The sequence below is a fragment of the Pseudomonas sp. App30 genome, from assembly GCF_047947025.1.
Classification (GTDB): Bacteria; Pseudomonadota; Gammaproteobacteria; order Pseudomonadales; family Pseudomonadaceae; genus Aquipseudomonas.
The window spans coordinates 2218485-2232677 of sequence record NZ_CP133165.1 but is presented as its reverse complement, the minus strand read 5'-3'; the positions used below and the strand labels follow the sequence as shown (position 1 = coordinate 2232677).

Sequence of the window (14193 nt, the reverse complement as noted above, 5' to 3'; positions counted from 1 at the left end):
TCGATCTGCGCGGCACTCACTTCTGGGTGACCCGGTGCAGCAGGCGGTCGAGCAGGGCGATGGCCAGGTCGATTTCCGGGTAGCTGATTTCCAGCGACGGTGCCAGGGTGATCACGTTCTTGTAGTAACCGCCCACGTCGAGGATCAGGCCCAGGCGGCGGCCGTCGATCTCGATGTCGCCCTTCATGCCTTCCTCGACCATTTCGTCGAGCTTGGCCTTGTCCGGGGTGAAGCCGTCTTCGCCGCAGATTTCCATGCGCAGGGCCAGGCCCAGGCCGTCGACGTCGCCGACGATCTTGTAGCGCTTCTTCAGGTCTTCCAGGCCGGCCAGGAAGTATTTGCCCTTGGCCATGACCATGGCGCCGTAGTCCACTTCGCTGGTCATCTTGAACATTTCCAGGCCCACGGCGGTGCCCAGCGGGTTGGAGGCGAAGGTGGAGTGGGTCGAACCTGGCGGGAAGATGCCCGGGTTGATCAGCTCTTCACGGGCCCAGATACCGCCCAGCGGGTTCAGGCCGTTGGTCAGTGCCTTGCCGAACACCAGCACGTCGGGTTTGACGTCGAAGTGCTCGATGGACCACAGCTTGCCGGTGCGGTAGAAGCCCATCTGGATTTCGTCGACCACCATCAGGATGCCGTGCTGGTCCAGGACCTGCTTCAGCTCGCTGTAGAAGTTCATCGGCGGGATCACGTAGCCGCCGGTGCCCTGGATCGGCTCGACGTAGAAGGCTGCGTATTCGCACTGGCCGACTTTCGGGTCCCACACACCGTTGTATTCGGTCTCGAACAGGCGGGCGAACTGCTTCACGCAGTAGCTGCCGTACTCTTCCTTGCTCATGCCCTTGGGGCCGCGGAAGTGGTACGGGAACGGGATGAACTGCGCGCGCTCGCCGAAGTGGCCGTAGCGGCGACGGTAGCGGTAGCTGGAGGTGATGGACGAGGCGCCCAGGGTACGGCCGTGGTAGCCGCCTTCGAAGGCGAACATCAGGCTCTTGCCGTTGGAGGCGTTGCGCACCACTTTCAGCGAGTCTTCGATGGACTGCGAACCGCCGACGTTGAAGTGTACGCGACCGTCCATGCCGAATTTCTTCTTGGCATCGACCGCGATCATTTCCGACAGCTCGATCTTGCCCTTGTGCAGGTACTGGCTGGCGATTTGCGGCAGGGTGTCGATCTGCTGCTTCAGGGCGTTGTTCAGGCGCGGGTTGGCGTAGCCGAAGTTGACCGCCGAGTACCACATTTGCAGGTCGAGGTAGGCCTGGTCATTGGTGTCGTAGACGTAGGAACCTTCGCAGCGGCTGAAAATGCGCGGTGGCTCGATGTAGTGAACGGTGTCACCGAACGAGCAGTAGCGCGATTCTTTGTCCAGAAGGATCTGGTCTTCTTCGCTGGTGATACGCGGGGTGTTAGACATGGTGGAAGAGTTCCTGCTGTTCTGAATTGAGGTGTGGAACGGTGTTGCGGGTGTCTTGCGGCAGGGCGGCCAGCAGGGCTGGCAGCTCGGCGAACGAATCGAAGCGGGCGTGGGCGATGCCATTGCGTTCGCAGTGGTCGGCCAGGCTGCCCTTGGCGAACACGAAGTCGGCGGTGCCAGCCACGCACATGTCGGACTTGCCGTCGCCGATCACCAGGATGCGTTTGCTGCCGGGCGTGGACTTGCATTTGCAGTTGCCGGAAGCGGCACGGCAGGCGTCGCTGGCGTGGGGGAACACGATGCGCCAGCTGTCGGCGTCGACCTGGCGCAGCTGGTTGGCAATGATCGGCAGCAGCGGCGCGCCGTTGCGCGCCAGGATGCGGGCGATGGCCTGCTCCAGGCCGTCGCTGACCACCGCCAGGCTGGCGCCGCGCTCCAGCACCAGCTCGACGAAGGCGGTGAACGCCGGGTCGATGGTGACGCTGTCGAAGTATTCCAGCAGCTGGGCAGGCTGGGCTTTCACCAGGGCCAGCTGTTGGCTCAGGCATTCACGCGAGCCGATTTCACCGGCCAGCCATTGCGCTTCGATGGCTTCCCAGCGTGGATCGGCGAAGCGATCCAGGATGTTGTCGATGACATCGCTCGGGGTGATGGTCCCGTCGAAGTCACACACGATATGCCAGTGCATCATCTGCAGTTACCTATGGGTCAGCAGCGCAGTTCGCGCTTGCCCAGCGGTAGAGCAGGGAGCGTGCCAACCCGGTTGAGCCCTTGTTCTGCGGGCTCTGGCGCTGCTTCGTAAGCGCGAAGCTACAATTTTTGTAGGTTGCTACAAAGAACATGAGTGCTTGCGCCGGCAGCCTCGCGTGCGCGTTCATGCGCGTACGAAAAACGTCACGAGAATTGCGATGTCACGAATCAACCTGCTGCTGGGGCTGCTGCTGACCAGCCTGGCCGGTGGCGCCTGGGCCACGCCATTGACCGGCGATGCCGGTGTGGGCCTGTCCTACCAGCCCAGCGAACCTTCCGGCAGCCGCTACGAAACCAAGCCCATGCCGTACCTGGACCTGACCTGGGGCAACATCGGCATCGACTCCGATGAAGGCCTGACCTGGGCCGCGCTGAAGACCGGCAACGGCTGGAGCGCTGGGCCCCTGGCCAACCTGGTGGAAGGGCGCGACGGCAATGACCGCCTGCGTGGCCTGCGGGATGTGCCGGACATGGTCGAGCTGGGCGGCTTCGTGCAGTACAGCCCGGTGGACTTCTGGCGCGTATACGCCCAGGCCGGCCGGGCTGAAGGGGGTGGCCATGGCCAGGGCGGCCTGCTGGGGCGGCTGGGCACCGAGCTGGATTACCCGCTGGGCGGCGGGGTGTTCGGCGCCACCGAACTGGTGGCGCATTTCGCCGACCAGCGCATGAACCAGACCTTCTTCGGCGTTGATGCCAGCGAGGCCCAGGCCAGCGGCATCGGCGCCTACCGCGCCAGCGGCGGGCTGCAGAACTGGACCCTGAGTCAGGGCGCGCAATTCCCGTTGGCGCCCCATTGGTCGTTGCTGGCCAACGTGGAGTGGGTGCACCTGAGTGGCTCGGCGGCGGACAGCAGCATCGTCAGCCAGCGCGGGCGGGTGAACCAGGGCGAAGTGCAGACGGCGGTGGCCTACAAGTTCTGAGGTGCCTGGGGGCGCAGCTGTTTTTGTGGGAGCTGGCTTGCCAGCGAGCTGTTGAGGCCCTAAAAGCTCGCTGGCAAGCCAGCTCCCACAATGCAGGTTGATGGTGCAGCTTATGACAGCCCGTACTTCTTCACCTTGTCGAACAAGGTGGTCTTGGCCATGCCCAGGTCCTGGCTGGCCTGGCTGAGGTTGCCGTTGTTGCGCGCCAGGGCGTCGCTCAGCAGGTTGCGCTCGAAGGCCTCCACGGCCTCGGCGAAGCCCACCCCCGGCACGGCCTGGGCGCCGCTTTTCTTGAACGCCGGCAGGCCCAGCGCGTAGCGCTCGGCGACGTTGCGCAGCTCCCGCACGTTGCCGGGCCAGTCGTGGCTCATCAGGCGCGACAGGGTCTGGCTGTCCAGTTCGGGCACCTCGCGGTCGAAGCGCAGGGCCGACTGTTCGAGGAAGTGTTCGAACAGTTGCAGGATGTCCTCGCGGCGCTCGCGCAGCGGCGGCAGCTCCAGGGTCACCACGTTGAGCCGGTAGTAGAGGTCGCTGCGGAAACCGTTGCTGCGGCTCAGTTCGTCGAGGTCGGCCTTGGTGGCGGCGATCACCCGGCAATCCACCTCGATGCTCTGGTTCGACCCCAGGCGCTCCAGGGTGCGCTCCTGCAACACCCGCAACAGCTTGATCTGCAGGTTCAGCGGCATGCTTTCCACTTCATCGAGGAATAGCGTGCCGCCGTTGGCGTGCTCGATCTTGCCGATGCGGCGCTTGCCGGCGCCGGTGAAGGCGTTGGCCTCGTGGCCGAAGATTTCGCTTTCGAACAGGTTCTCCGGCAGGCCGCCACAGTTCAGTGCCACGAAGGGCTGCGGCTGGCGGCGGCTGAAGTCGTGCAGGCAGCGCGCTACCAGTTCCTTGCCGGTGCCGGTCTCGCCTTCGATCAGCACGTTGGCCGACGTATCGGCGACGTTGGCGATCAGCTCGCGCAGGTTCTCCATGGCCGGCGAGCGGCCGATGATGCGCCCCTCGAGGCTGCTGCGCCCGGCCAGCTGGCGGCGCAGCGAGCTGACCTCGCGGGCCAGGCCGCGCTGTTCCAGGGCGCGGCGCACTACGTCCACCAGGCGCTCGGGGGAGAAGGGCTTTTCCATGAAATCGTAGGCGCCGCTGCGCATGGCGCCCACCGCCATGCTGATGTCGCCGTGGCCAGTGATCAGCACCACCGGCAGGCTCGGGTCGCGGGCCTTGAGGCGGTTCAGCAGCTCCAGGCCGTCGATGCCCGGCAGGCGAATGTCACTGACGACAATGCCGGCGAAGTCGTCGCCGATCAACGCCAGCGCTTCCTCGGCGCTACCCACGCCCTGGCACGGGATGTCTTCCAGGCTCAGGGCCTGTTGGCACCCGAGCAGCACATGGGGATCGTCCTCGACGATCAGAACGGTAAGCGAGGTGTTCATGACGGCTCGACTGGTGAAGTGGGCGGTTGGGCATTGAGTGCAGGCAAGGTCAGCACGAAGGCGGTGCCGCCGTCGTCGGGGTGCTCGGCGCCCAGGCTGCCACCGGCGGCGGCCGCCAGGCTGGCGGAAAGCGTCAGGCCCAGGCCCAGGCCTTGCTCGCCCGGTTTGGTGGTAAAGAACGGTTCGAACAGGTGCTGGCGCGTCTGCGCGGGCACGCCATGGCCGTTGTCGCGCACGCGCAGGCGGTAGCGGCCATCGTCCAGGGTTTCGCCCTGCAGCCACAGCGCCGGCTGGGCGATGCCCTGCAAGGCGTCCAGGGCGTTGCCGGCCAGGTTGCCGAGGATCTGCTCCAGGCGCGTCTGGCCCATGGGCAATTGTACCTCGATGAACTGCCGGTGTACCTGCACGCCCTGGTCACTGAGGCGCGCGGCCAGCACCTGCAGGGTGGCGTCCACGGCCTGGGTCAGCGAGGCGCGGCCACGGTCTTCGCCGCGGCGGGCGAACGAGCGCAGGCTGGCGGTGATGCGGCCCATGCGGTCGATCAGTTGGTTCATGGTGGCAAGGTTGGTGCTGGCCGTGTCCAGGGCACCGCGCTCGAGGAAGCGCACGGTGTTGCCGGACAGCGTACGCAGCGCCGCCAGCGGCTGGTTCAGCTCGTGGGCGATGCTGGTGGACATCTGCCCGATGGCCGCCAGCTTGCCGGCCTGCACCAGTTCGTCCTGGGCGTGGCGCAGGGTTTCCTCGGCCTGGCGGCGTTCGCGAATCTGGCTTTTCAGCCGTTCGTTGCTGGCGCGCAGGTTCTCGGTGCGCGCGGCGATGCGCCGCTCAAGCTGGCTGTTCGCCTCTTCCAGCGCCTCGCGGGCGGCCAGGCGGGTGGCGATGACCTTGCGCCGTTCGTTCCAGGCAATCAGCAGGAACGCCAGGAAGGCAAACGCCACCGCCACCAGCACGCCCTGGACCATGGCCTCGCGGCGCAGGTCCTGCAGGGGGGTGAGCAGGGTGAAGTGCCAGGGCGTGTCTTTCAGCTCGCGGGTCTGCGCCAGGTAGCTGACCTGGCGAGGGCTGCCGGTGCGGGTGGCGGGGCCGGGGAAGCTCAGGCGCTCCACGCCCTCGGCCAGGGTCTCGCGCTCCAGCGGTTGCAGCTCGGTGAGCGAGAACCAGTAGTACTGCAGGCTGCGGGCCAGGCGCTCCTTGATGTCCGGGGTCAGTGGGCGGACCGATTTCAGCCGCCGCGCCGGGTCGCTGGACAGAATGATGATGCCGTTCTCGTCGCTGACGAAGGCCTCCAGCTGCGCCTTCTGCCAGCGCTCCTCGAGGCTTTCCATGCGCACCTTGACCACCGCCACGCCGACGATCTTGCCGTGCTCTTCGAGGCCATGGGCCAGGTAGTAGCCGGGCTCGCCGGTGGTCGTGCCGATGCCGTAGAAGCGCCCGTCCTGGCCGCGCACGGCGTCCTGGAAGTAGGCGCGAAAGGACAGGTCCTCGCCCAGGTAGCTGTTGGCATCGCGCCAGTTGCTGGTGGCCTGCACCCGGCCGGTGGTGTCCAGCACGTAGATGGCGCTGCTGTGGCTGCGGCGGTTGAGGCCTTCCAGGTAGTCGTTGACCGCCTGGCGGTGGCCTTCGCCGTCGGGGTCGCCCAGCAGCGTCGAGACGCTACCTTCCAGCTCCAGCAGGCTGGGCAGGAAGGTGTATTTGTTGATCTCGCTTTCCACCGCCCGGCCGTTCAGTTCCAGCTGGCGCTCGCCGCTCTCGCCCAGGGTGCGGATGCCGTTGTACAGGCTGGCACGATAGCCGGCATAGCCCAGGCCCACGGTCAGCAGCAGGATCAGGGGGGGCAGGAACAGGTGGCGAATCAGACGGGGTTTCACGGCTAGGGCAGGCGAGGTCGCACGGGAGTGATCAGGGTCGCATTTCATCACAGTGCCTTGGGGCCTGCCAGCGCCGGGTGCCGGTGAGGGCACCCGGGCAGGGCTTTTAGTGTTGCAGGATCTTGGCGAGGAATTGCTGCGCACGTTCCGAACGCGCGCTCACGTCGCCGAAGAACTCTTCCTTGGGGCAGTCTTCGACGATCTGGCCCTTGTCCATGAAGATCACCCGGTTGGCCACCTTGCGCGCAAAGCCCATCTCGTGGGTCACGCACATCATGGTCATGCCTTCGTGGGCCAGCTGCACCATCACGTCCAGCACTTCGTTGACCATTTCCGGGTCCAGCGCCGAGGTGGGTTCGTCGAACAGCATGACGATCGGGTCCATGGCCAGCGCCCGGGCGATGGCCACGCGCTGCTGCTGGCCGCCGGACAGCTGGCCGGGGTGCTTGTGCGCATGGGCCGACAGGCCGACGCGCTCGAGCAGCTTCAGGCCCTTGGCCGTGGCCTCTTCCTTGCTGCGGCCCAGCACCTTGATCTGCGCGATGGTCAGGTTCTCGGTGATGGTCAGGTGCGGGAACAGCTCGAAATGCTGGAACACCATGCCCACCCGCGAGCGCAGCTTGGGCAGGTTGGTCTTGGGGTCGGCGATGGAGGTGCCGTCGACGTTGATGTCACCCTTCTGGAAGGGCTCCAGGGCGTTGACGCACTTGATCAGGGTGGATTTGCCCGAGCCCGAGGGCCCGCACACCACCACCACTTCACCTTTCTTGACTTCGGTGCTGCAGTCGGTCAGCACCTGGAAGTCCCCGTACCACTTGTTGACGTTCTTGATGGAAATCATACGGCTAACCTTTTATGCAGACGCTTGACCAGCAGCGAGGCGGAGAAGCTGATGACGAAGTAGACGAGCCCGGCGAAGATCAGGAACTCGTTGGACTGGCCGATGATGTCGCCATTGGCCCGTGCCGCGTTGAGGAAGTCCACCAGGCCCACGGTGTACACCAGCGAGGTGTCCTGGAACAGGATGATGCTCTGCTGCAGCAGCAGCGGGGTCATCTTGCGGAACGCCTGGGGCAGGATGATCAGGCGCATGGTCTGGCCGTAGGTCATGCCCATGGCCTGGGCGGCGCCCATCTGGCCCTTGGGAATGGACTGCACGCCGGCACGCACGATCTCGCAGAAGTACGCCGCCTCGAACATCATGAAGGCCACGACACAGGAGGTGAACGCGCCCACGGGCGTGTCCTGGCCGGTGATCCAGCGCAGCACGTAGGGCACCGCCAGGTAGAACCAGGTGATCACCAGCAGCAGCGGGATGGAGCGGAAGTAGTTGACGTAGGCGCCCGCCACCCGCGACAGCAGCTTGCTCGACGACAGGCGCATCAGCGCCAGCAGGGTGCCCAGCACGATGCCGCCGACGATACCCATGACCATCAGTTGCAGGGTCATGAGCATGCCGTTCCACAGGCCGGGCAGGGCGGGAATGATGCCACTGAAGTCCATTTACTTGCCCCCCACGGAGATCAGGCCGGGTACCGCGACTTTCTTCTCGATCAGGCGCATCAGCAGCATCAGGCTCATGTTCAGGGTGAAGTAGATCAGCGTCGCCAGGGTGAAGGCCTCGAACAGGTTGGCGGAGAACTCGGCGGTCTGCTTGGTCTGTGCCAGCAGCTCCATCAGGCCGATCAGCGAGGCCACCGAGGAGTTCTTGAACACGTTGAGGAATTCCGAGGTGAGCGGCGGAATGATGATGCGGTAGGCCTGGGGCAGCAGCACGTTCCAGTAGATCTGCGGCAGCTTGAAGCCCATGGCCCGGGCGGCCGATTCCTGGCCCTTTGGCAGCGCCTGGATACCGGTGCGCACCTGCTCGCAGACGCGTGCGGCGGTGAACAGGCCCAGGCACACCACCACGCTGAGGAAGGCGGCGGTGGTGGGGTTGAGGTCTTGCTTGAACCAGTCCTGGAAGCCCTGGGGCATCAGGTCGGGAATCACGAAATACCAGATGAACAGCTGCACCAGCAGCGGCACGTTGCGGAAGATTTCCACGTAAGTGGTGGCGATGGCCGATACCCAACGGTTGGGCACGGTGCGCATCACGCCGAGCACGGAGCCCAGCAGCAAGGCAATGATCCAGGCGGCGACGGCGATACCGATGGTCCAGCCCAGGCCGGCAATGTACCAGTCCAGGTAGATCTCGTTGCCAATACCGGTGGACTTGAAGAACACGCCCCAGTCCCAGTTGTAATTCATCAGGGTCTCCCCTTGAGTTGCGATTCACGGGCACCTGCAGTCATCCACCGGCGCAAGGGCGCCAGTGGATGATTGAAGGTTAGACGGTGCGGGCGGATCAGTCCTTGGCAGGCTGGTCGGTCGGGTTGGCGATCAGGTTCTTCAGTTCGTCGCTTTCCGGGAACATCAGGTTCAGGCCCTTCGGCGGGATCGGCTGGGTGAACCACTTGTTGTAGATGGTGTTGATCTCGCCGGACTTGAACACGGCGACGATGGCGTCATCTACGGCCTTCTTGAACGCCGGGTCACCCTTGCGCACCATGCAGCCATAGATCTCGTGGGACTGCGCGGTGCCGGTCACGGCCCAGTCGTCGGGCTTCTTGGCCTTGGCCATTTCGCCGGCCAGCAGGGCGTCGTCCATCATGAAGGCCACGGCGCGGCCCGATTCCAGCATCTGGAAGGATTCGCCGTGGTCCTTGGCCGAGATCACGTTCATGCCCATCTGCTTGTCGGCGTTCATGGCCTTGAGCAGGCGCTCGGAGGTGGTGCCGGCGGTGGTCACCACGTTCTTGCCCTTCAGGTCCGGGAAGTCCTTGTAGGGCGAGTCTTTCTTGGCCAACAGGCGCGTGCCGATCTCGAAGATGCCCACCGAGAAGTCGACCTGCTGCTGGCGTTCGGCGTTGTTGGTGGTGGAGCCGCACTCGATGTCGACGGTGCCGTTCTGCACCAGCGGGATGCGGGTCTGGGAGGTGACCAGGTTGTACTTGACGTTCAGGTTGGGCATGTCGAGGTCTTTCTTGATGGCCTCGACGATTTTCAGCTGGATGTCATGGGAGTAGCCGACCGGTTTGCCCGATGCATCGGCGATGTAGGAGAACGGGATGGAGGCGTCACGATGGCCCAGGGTGATCGTGCCCGAATCCTTGATCTTCTTGAGGGTGCCGGTCAGCTCTTCGCCCATGGCAGGGCTGCTGATCAGTGCTGCAGCGATGGCTGCACCCAACAGGGTGTGAATGATGCGCATCTATGTCTCCTCGACCTTTGTTTTTTTTATGGAGCCGTCTGGTGGCTCATTCGTTCAGCAGTCTGTGCCGCTGATTCCGATGGAGAGTGTAGAGCATGAGTCGTGCCAAAACCGGGACGATGGTCCAAGGCCTTGATTGGCAAGGGGATTAAACTTTGGTGAAGAGGATGTGGCGAGGCTGATCGGTCGGCTGGCCGAATGATGGCACGTTGAGCATTCGGAAAGCCGACCAGGTTTGGGCGCGCGCGAATTCCCCGTAGCCGCTGCCGCCAGGCTGCGCTGGCCCTCGAGTACACAGGAGATATCCAGGGTGCACACGGGCCAGCGCAGCCTGTCGGCAGCGGCTACAAGGGTGTGATCTCACGCCGCCTGTGTGTGGACCGGCTTGGCCAGGTAATCTGCCAGCTTCTGCTGCTCGGCCGCCGTGGTGAACAGGCCCAGCTTGGTACGGCGCCACAGGATGTCGGCGGCGTCCACGGCCCATTCCTGCTGGCGCAGGTAGTCCACTTCGCGGCTGTACAGGTTGGCGCCGATCAGGTCGCCCAGGTCGGCCAGGCTCTGCGTACCGTCCAGCAGCTGCCAGCTGCGGCTGCCGTAGGTGATGGCCCAGCGCCGGGCGAGGTCCTTGGGCAACCAGCCGTGCCTGGCCACCAGCGCCTCGGCCAGCGCCTGCGGGGTGGTCATCTGCTCGCCACCGGGCAAGGTAGCGGTGCCGGTCCAGCTGCCTTTCATCTGCTTGAAGAACGGCGCCAGCTGCGCCATGGCCGACTCGGCCAGCTTGCGGTAGGTGGTCAGCTTGCCGCCGAACACCGACAGCAGCGGTGCGTCATCGGCGCCGCCGGACAACGACAGGGTGTAGTCGCGGGTCACTGCCGACGGGTTGTCGGACTCGTCGTTGCACAGCGGGCGCACGCCCGAATAGGTGTGCAGGATGTCGTCGCGCTGCACCTGCTTCTTGAAGTGCGCGTTGACCACCTTCAACAGGTAGTCGGTCTCGGCTTCGGTGATGGTGACTTTCGCAGGGTCCCCGGTGTATTCGCGGTCGGTGGTGCCGATGATGGTGAAGCGTTCCATGTACGGAATGGTGAAGACGATGCGCTGGTCTTCGTTCTGCAGGATGTGCGCCTGTTCGCCTTCGTACAGCTTGGGCACGATCAGGTGGCTGCCCTGGATCAGGCGGATGCCGTACGGCGAGTCCAGCTTCAGGTCATCACGGATGAACTTCGCCACCCATGGGCCTGCAGCGTTGACCAGCGCCTTGGCGTGAATGGAGAACAGGCTGCCGTCGGCGCGCTCCAGGTGCACATGCCACAGGCCCTTGATGCGCCGGGCGTTCAGGCAGCGGGTGCGGGTGTGCAGGTGGGCGCCGTGTTCGCGGGCGGCCATGGCGTTCAGCACCACCAGGCGGGCGTCGTCCACCCAGCAGTCGGAGTATTCGAAACCGCGGGTGATCTCGCTCTTCAACACGCTGTTCGCACCGAACTTCAGGCTGCGCGAGCCGGCCAGTTTTTCGCGCTTGCCCAGGTGGTCGTACAGGAACAGGCCGGCGCGAATCATCCACGCCGGGCGCAGGTGCGGGCGGTGCGGCAGCACAAAGCGCATGGGCTTGACGATGTGCGGGGCCTTGGCCAGCAGCACTTCGCGCTCGGCCAGGGCTTCGCGCACCAGGCGGAATTCGTAGTGTTCCAGGTAGCGCAGGCCGCCGTGGATCAGCTTGCTGCTGGCCGACGAGGTGTGGCTGGCGAGGTCGTCCTTTTCGCAAAGGAACACCGACAGCCCGCGACCTGCCGCGTCCGCTGCGATGCCGACGCCATTGATACCGCCGCCAATCACGGCAACATCATAGACTTCGGCGAGGGGCGGGGTGGGCAAGGTGGTGTGGGGCATGGCGGCCTCCTGCGGTTATTCGAAATTGAAATCGAACATTAATGTTCATTTACGAAAATAGTAGCGCAACAGGAAGGCACAGGCCAGTCGAATTCGATTGAAAAAACTGATCGAATGGCCTTGAAATGAAAATTACCGAACATGAACGCACCCGTACTTGCGTTCGAGCTTCTGTGGGAGCTGGCTTGCCAGCGAGCTTTTGGGCCCTAACAGCTCGCTGGCAAGCCAGCTCCCACAGGGGGTTAGACGACTTCCAGGCGGATTTTGTGCTGGTTGAGCAGTTGCAGCAGCGCCGGCACCGGCGCCTTGTCGGTCACCAGGCAGTCGATCAGGCTGATGGAGCCCAGGCGCACCATGGCGTTGCGCCCGAACTTGCTGGAGTCGGCGGCCAGTATCACCTGGCGGGCGTTGGCGATGATGGCCTGGGACACGCGCACTTCCTGGTAGTCGAAGTCCAGCAGGCTGCCGTCTTCGTCGATGCCGCTGATGCCCACCAGGGCGAAGTCGACCTTGAACTGGTTGATGAAGTCGACGCTGGCCTGGCCCACCACGCCGCCGTCACGGCGCACGTTGCCGCCGGCCAGTTGCACCTCGAAGTCATCCTTGGCGCTGAGGATCGACGCCACGTGCAGGTTGTTGGTGATGATCTTCAGGTGGTTGTGGTTGAGCAGGGCGCGGGCGATGGATTCGGTGGTGGTGCCGATGTTGATGAACAGCGAGGCGTGGTCGGGGATCTGTGCGGCGATGGCTTCGGCGATGCGTTGCTTTTCATCGCGCATCTGGTCGGCACGCATGGCGTACGCGGTGTTTTCGATGCTGGAATCGTAGGCGGCGCCACCGTGGTAACGGCGCAGCAGGTTGAGTTCGGCCAGTTGGTTGATGTCGCGGCGGATGGTCTGCGGGGTGACGATGAACAGCTGGGCCATCTCTTCGATGCTGACGTAGCCGCGTTCACGCACCAGTTCGAGGATTTGTTGTTGGCGTGGAGGCAGATTCATTGGGCTTCCTTTGGCTGCCGGGGCAAATTTGCCCATCATGCCGCAGGAAGGAGGCGGGTGCTAGCACCACTCCCCGTAGCAGCTGCCGAAGGCTGCGTCCGGGGCCTCGACCGAGGTGTCCGGGACGCCGCCTGCGGCAGCTGCTACAACGGGGTGTCATGCTTCTTCGTGGGGTTCCCAGTCGCGGGTGCGGTCCACGGCCTTGCGCCAGCCGGCGTACAGTTTCTCCTTGGCGGCCTCATCCAGCTGTGGTTCGAACTCGCGCTCGATCACCGCCTTGCCGCGCAGTTCTTCCAGGCTGCCCCAGAAGCCCACGGCCAGGCCAGCCAGGTAGGCGGCGCCCAGGGCGGTGGTTTCGCGCATTTGCGGGCGTTCCACCTGGGTGCCGAGGATGTCGGCCTGGAACTGCATGAGGAAGTTGTTGGCCACCGCGCCGCCGTCCACGCGCAGGGCCTTCAGGCGTTCGCCGGCGTCCTGCTGCATGGCGTCGAGCACGTCGCGGGTCTGGTAGGCGATGGATTCCAGCGCCGCACGAATGATGTGGTCGACCTTGACGCCACGGGTCAGGCCGAACAGCGCGCCGCGGGCATAGGGGTCCCAGTACGGAGCGCCCAGGCCGGTGAAGGCCGGCACCAGGTACACACCGTTGCTGTCCTTGACCTTGCTGGCGAAGTACTCGGTGTCGTAGGCGTCGTTGACCAGTTTCAGTTCGTCGCGCAGCCACTGCACCGTGGAGCCACCGTTGAACACCGCACCTTCCAGGGCGTAGGCCACTTCGCCGCGCGGGCCGCAGGCGATGGTGGTGAGCATGCCGTGCTTGGACTTCACGGCCTTGTCGCCGGTATTCATCAGCAGGAAGCAGCCAGTGCCGTAGGTGTTCTTGGCCTGGCCGGGCTCCACGCACATCTGGCCGAACAGGGCGGCCTGCTGGTCGCCGGCGATACCGGCGATGGCGATGCCGCTCTTGGTGCGGCCGTAGACCTCGGACGAGCCTTTTACTTCCGGGAGCATTTCGCGCGGAATGTTCAGCACGTCCAGCATCTTGTCATCCCATTGCAGGGTATGGATGTTGAACAACATGGTGCGCGAGGCGTTGGTGTAGTCGGTGACGTGCACCTTGCCGCCGGAGAATTTCCAGATCAGCCAGGTATCGACGGTGCCGAACAGCAGGTCGCCTTGCTGCGCGCGCTCGCGGGCGCCTTCGACGTTGTCCAGGATCCACTTCAGCTTGGTGCCCGAGAAGTACGGGTCGGTGACAAGGCCCGTGGTCTCGCGGATGTACTCGGCGTGGCCGTCACGCTTGAGCTGTTCGCAGATCTCGGTGCTGCGGCGGCACTGCCAGACGATGGCGTTGTACACCGGCTGGCCGGTGTGCTTGTCCCACACCACGGTGGTTTCGCGCTGGTTGGTGATGCCGATGGCGGCTACCTGGTCGTGGTGCAGGCCGGCCTTGGCCAGGGCCTGGACCATGACCGCGCTCTGGGTGGCGAAGATGTCCATGGGGTCGTGCTCGACCCAGCCCGGCTGCGGGTAGTGCTGAGGGAATTCGCTCTGGCTGGAGCAGACAACGTTTGCGTCGCGGTCAAAAATGATCGCGCGCGAACTGGTGGTGCCCTGGTCCAGGGCGATGATGTAGTTCTTGTTCTGAAGGTCTGTCATGGCAATGGCCT

General features: G+C 64.5%; 12 protein-coding genes. 1 reads left to right on the top strand and 11 read right to left on the bottom strand.

Annotated features, from left to right (window positions below):
* Nucleotides 1-16 precede the first annotated feature (16 nt).
* Both RAM80_RS10205 and RAM80_RS10200 read right to left on the bottom strand, forming a co-directional pair.
* Nucleotides 17-1414: an aminotransferase class III-fold pyridoxal phosphate-dependent enzyme gene (locus RAM80_RS10205; protein ID WP_027978733.1), complete on the bottom strand. Its 1398-nt coding sequence runs from the start codon at nucleotides 1412-1414 to the stop codon at nucleotides 17-19.
* Nucleotides 1407-2105 carry an MtnX-like HAD-IB family phosphatase gene (locus RAM80_RS10200; RefSeq protein WP_416426255.1) on the bottom strand — a complete coding sequence of 233 codons (699 nt, stop codon included), beginning with the start codon at nucleotides 2103-2105 and terminating at the stop codon, nucleotides 1407-1409. Before RAM80_RS10200 ends, RAM80_RS10205 begins: the two co-directional genes overlap by 8 nt.
* A 217-nt stretch (nucleotides 2106-2322) precedes the next feature.
* Here RAM80_RS10200 and RAM80_RS10195 point away from each other — a divergent pair, with 217 nt between their 5' ends.
* A complete protein-coding gene (locus RAM80_RS10195; protein ID WP_416426254.1) occupies nucleotides 2323-3084 on the top strand; it encodes a MipA/OmpV family protein in 762 nt (253 codons plus the stop codon).
* A 110-nt stretch (nucleotides 3085-3194) separates the two neighbouring features.
* Here the strand turns inward: RAM80_RS10195 and RAM80_RS10190 are convergent, their stop codons facing one another.
* From RAM80_RS10190 to glpK, 9 genes are all read right to left on the bottom strand, one after another.
* Nucleotides 3195-4517 (bottom strand): sigma-54-dependent transcriptional regulator, encoded by a 1323-nt coding sequence (locus RAM80_RS10190; RefSeq protein WP_416426253.1) that lies wholly within the window; start codon nucleotides 4515-4517, stop codon nucleotides 3195-3197.
* Nucleotides 4514-6433: a sensor histidine kinase gene (locus tag RAM80_RS10185; RefSeq protein WP_416426252.1), complete on the bottom strand. Its 1920-nt coding sequence runs from the start codon at nucleotides 6431-6433 to the stop codon at nucleotides 4514-4516. The genes RAM80_RS10190 and RAM80_RS10185 overlap by 4 nt, the downstream gene beginning before the upstream one ends.
* 58 nt (nucleotides 6434-6491) lie before the next feature.
* The gene (locus RAM80_RS10180; protein ID WP_416426251.1) at nucleotides 6492-7226 is read right to left on the bottom strand and encodes an amino acid ABC transporter ATP-binding protein; all 735 of its coding nucleotides are present in this window, start codon (nucleotides 7224-7226) and stop codon (nucleotides 6492-6494) included.
* On the bottom strand, nucleotides 7223-7888 hold the full coding sequence (locus RAM80_RS10175; protein ID WP_416426250.1) for an amino acid ABC transporter permease: 666 nt from the start codon (nucleotides 7886-7888) through the stop codon (nucleotides 7223-7225). The genes RAM80_RS10180 and RAM80_RS10175 overlap by 4 nt, the downstream gene beginning before the upstream one ends.
* A complete protein-coding gene (locus RAM80_RS10170; protein WP_416426249.1) occupies nucleotides 7889-8635 on the bottom strand; it encodes an amino acid ABC transporter permease in 747 nt (248 codons plus the stop codon).
* Nucleotides 8636-8732: 97 nt separating this feature from the next.
* Nucleotides 8733-9638, bottom strand: coding sequence for a glutamate/aspartate ABC transporter substrate-binding protein (locus RAM80_RS10165; protein ID WP_416426248.1), 906 nt, complete (start codon nucleotides 9636-9638; stop codon nucleotides 8733-8735).
* A gap of 360 nt (nucleotides 9639-9998) precedes the next feature.
* Nucleotides 9999-11525 carry a glycerol-3-phosphate dehydrogenase gene (glpD, locus tag RAM80_RS10160; RefSeq protein WP_416426247.1) on the bottom strand — a complete coding sequence of 509 codons (1527 nt, stop codon included), beginning with the start codon at nucleotides 11523-11525 and terminating at the stop codon, nucleotides 9999-10001.
* Nucleotides 11526-11767: 242 nt separating this feature from the next.
* Nucleotides 11768-12523, bottom strand: coding sequence for a DeoR/GlpR family transcriptional regulator (locus RAM80_RS10155; RefSeq protein ID WP_416426246.1), 756 nt, complete (start codon nucleotides 12521-12523; stop codon nucleotides 11768-11770).
* A gap of 156 nt (nucleotides 12524-12679) precedes the next feature.
* Nucleotides 12680-14182 (bottom strand): glycerol kinase GlpK, encoded by a 1503-nt coding sequence (glpK, locus tag RAM80_RS10150; protein WP_416426244.1) that lies wholly within the window; start codon nucleotides 14180-14182, stop codon nucleotides 12680-12682.
* Between the last annotated feature and the right edge of the window lie 11 nt (nucleotides 14183-14193).

Bases quoted from the DNA above. Each gene is read 5' to 3' on its own strand.
- RAM80_RS10205 (WP_027978733.1), bottom strand. From the start codon at position 1,414: ATGTCTAACACCCCGCGTATCACCAGCGAAGAAGACCAGATCCTTCTG.
- RAM80_RS10200 (WP_416426255.1), bottom strand. From the start codon at position 2,105: ATGATGCACTGGCATATCGTGTGTGACTTCGACGGGACCATCACCCCG.
- RAM80_RS10195 (WP_416426254.1), top strand. From the start codon at position 2,323: ATGTCACGAATCAACCTGCTGCTGGGGCTGCTGCTGACCAGCCTGGCC.
- RAM80_RS10190 (WP_416426253.1), bottom strand. From the start codon at position 4,517: ATGAACACCTCGCTTACCGTTCTGATCGTCGAGGACGATCCCCATGTG.
- RAM80_RS10185 (WP_416426252.1), bottom strand. From the start codon at position 6,433: ATGAAATGCGACCCTGATCACTCCCGTGCGACCTCGCCTGCCCTAGCC.
- RAM80_RS10180 (WP_416426251.1), bottom strand. From the start codon at position 7,226: ATGATTTCCATCAAGAACGTCAACAAGTGGTACGGGGACTTCCAGGTG.
- RAM80_RS10175 (WP_416426250.1), bottom strand. From the start codon at position 7,888: ATGGACTTCAGTGGCATCATTCCCGCCCTGCCCGGCCTGTGGAACGGC.
- RAM80_RS10170 (WP_416426249.1), bottom strand. From the start codon at position 8,635: ATGAATTACAACTGGGACTGGGGCGTGTTCTTCAAGTCCACCGGTATT.
- RAM80_RS10165 (WP_416426248.1), bottom strand. From the start codon at position 9,638: ATGCGCATCATTCACACCCTGTTGGGTGCAGCCATCGCTGCAGCACTG.
- glpD (WP_416426247.1), bottom strand. From the start codon at position 11,525: ATGCCCCACACCACCTTGCCCACCCCGCCCCTCGCCGAAGTCTATGAT.
- RAM80_RS10155 (WP_416426246.1), bottom strand. From the start codon at position 12,523: ATGAATCTGCCTCCACGCCAACAACAAATCCTCGAACTGGTGCGTGAA.
- glpK (WP_416426244.1), bottom strand. From the start codon at position 14,182: ATGACAGACCTTCAGAACAAGAACTACATCATCGCCCTGGACCAGGGC.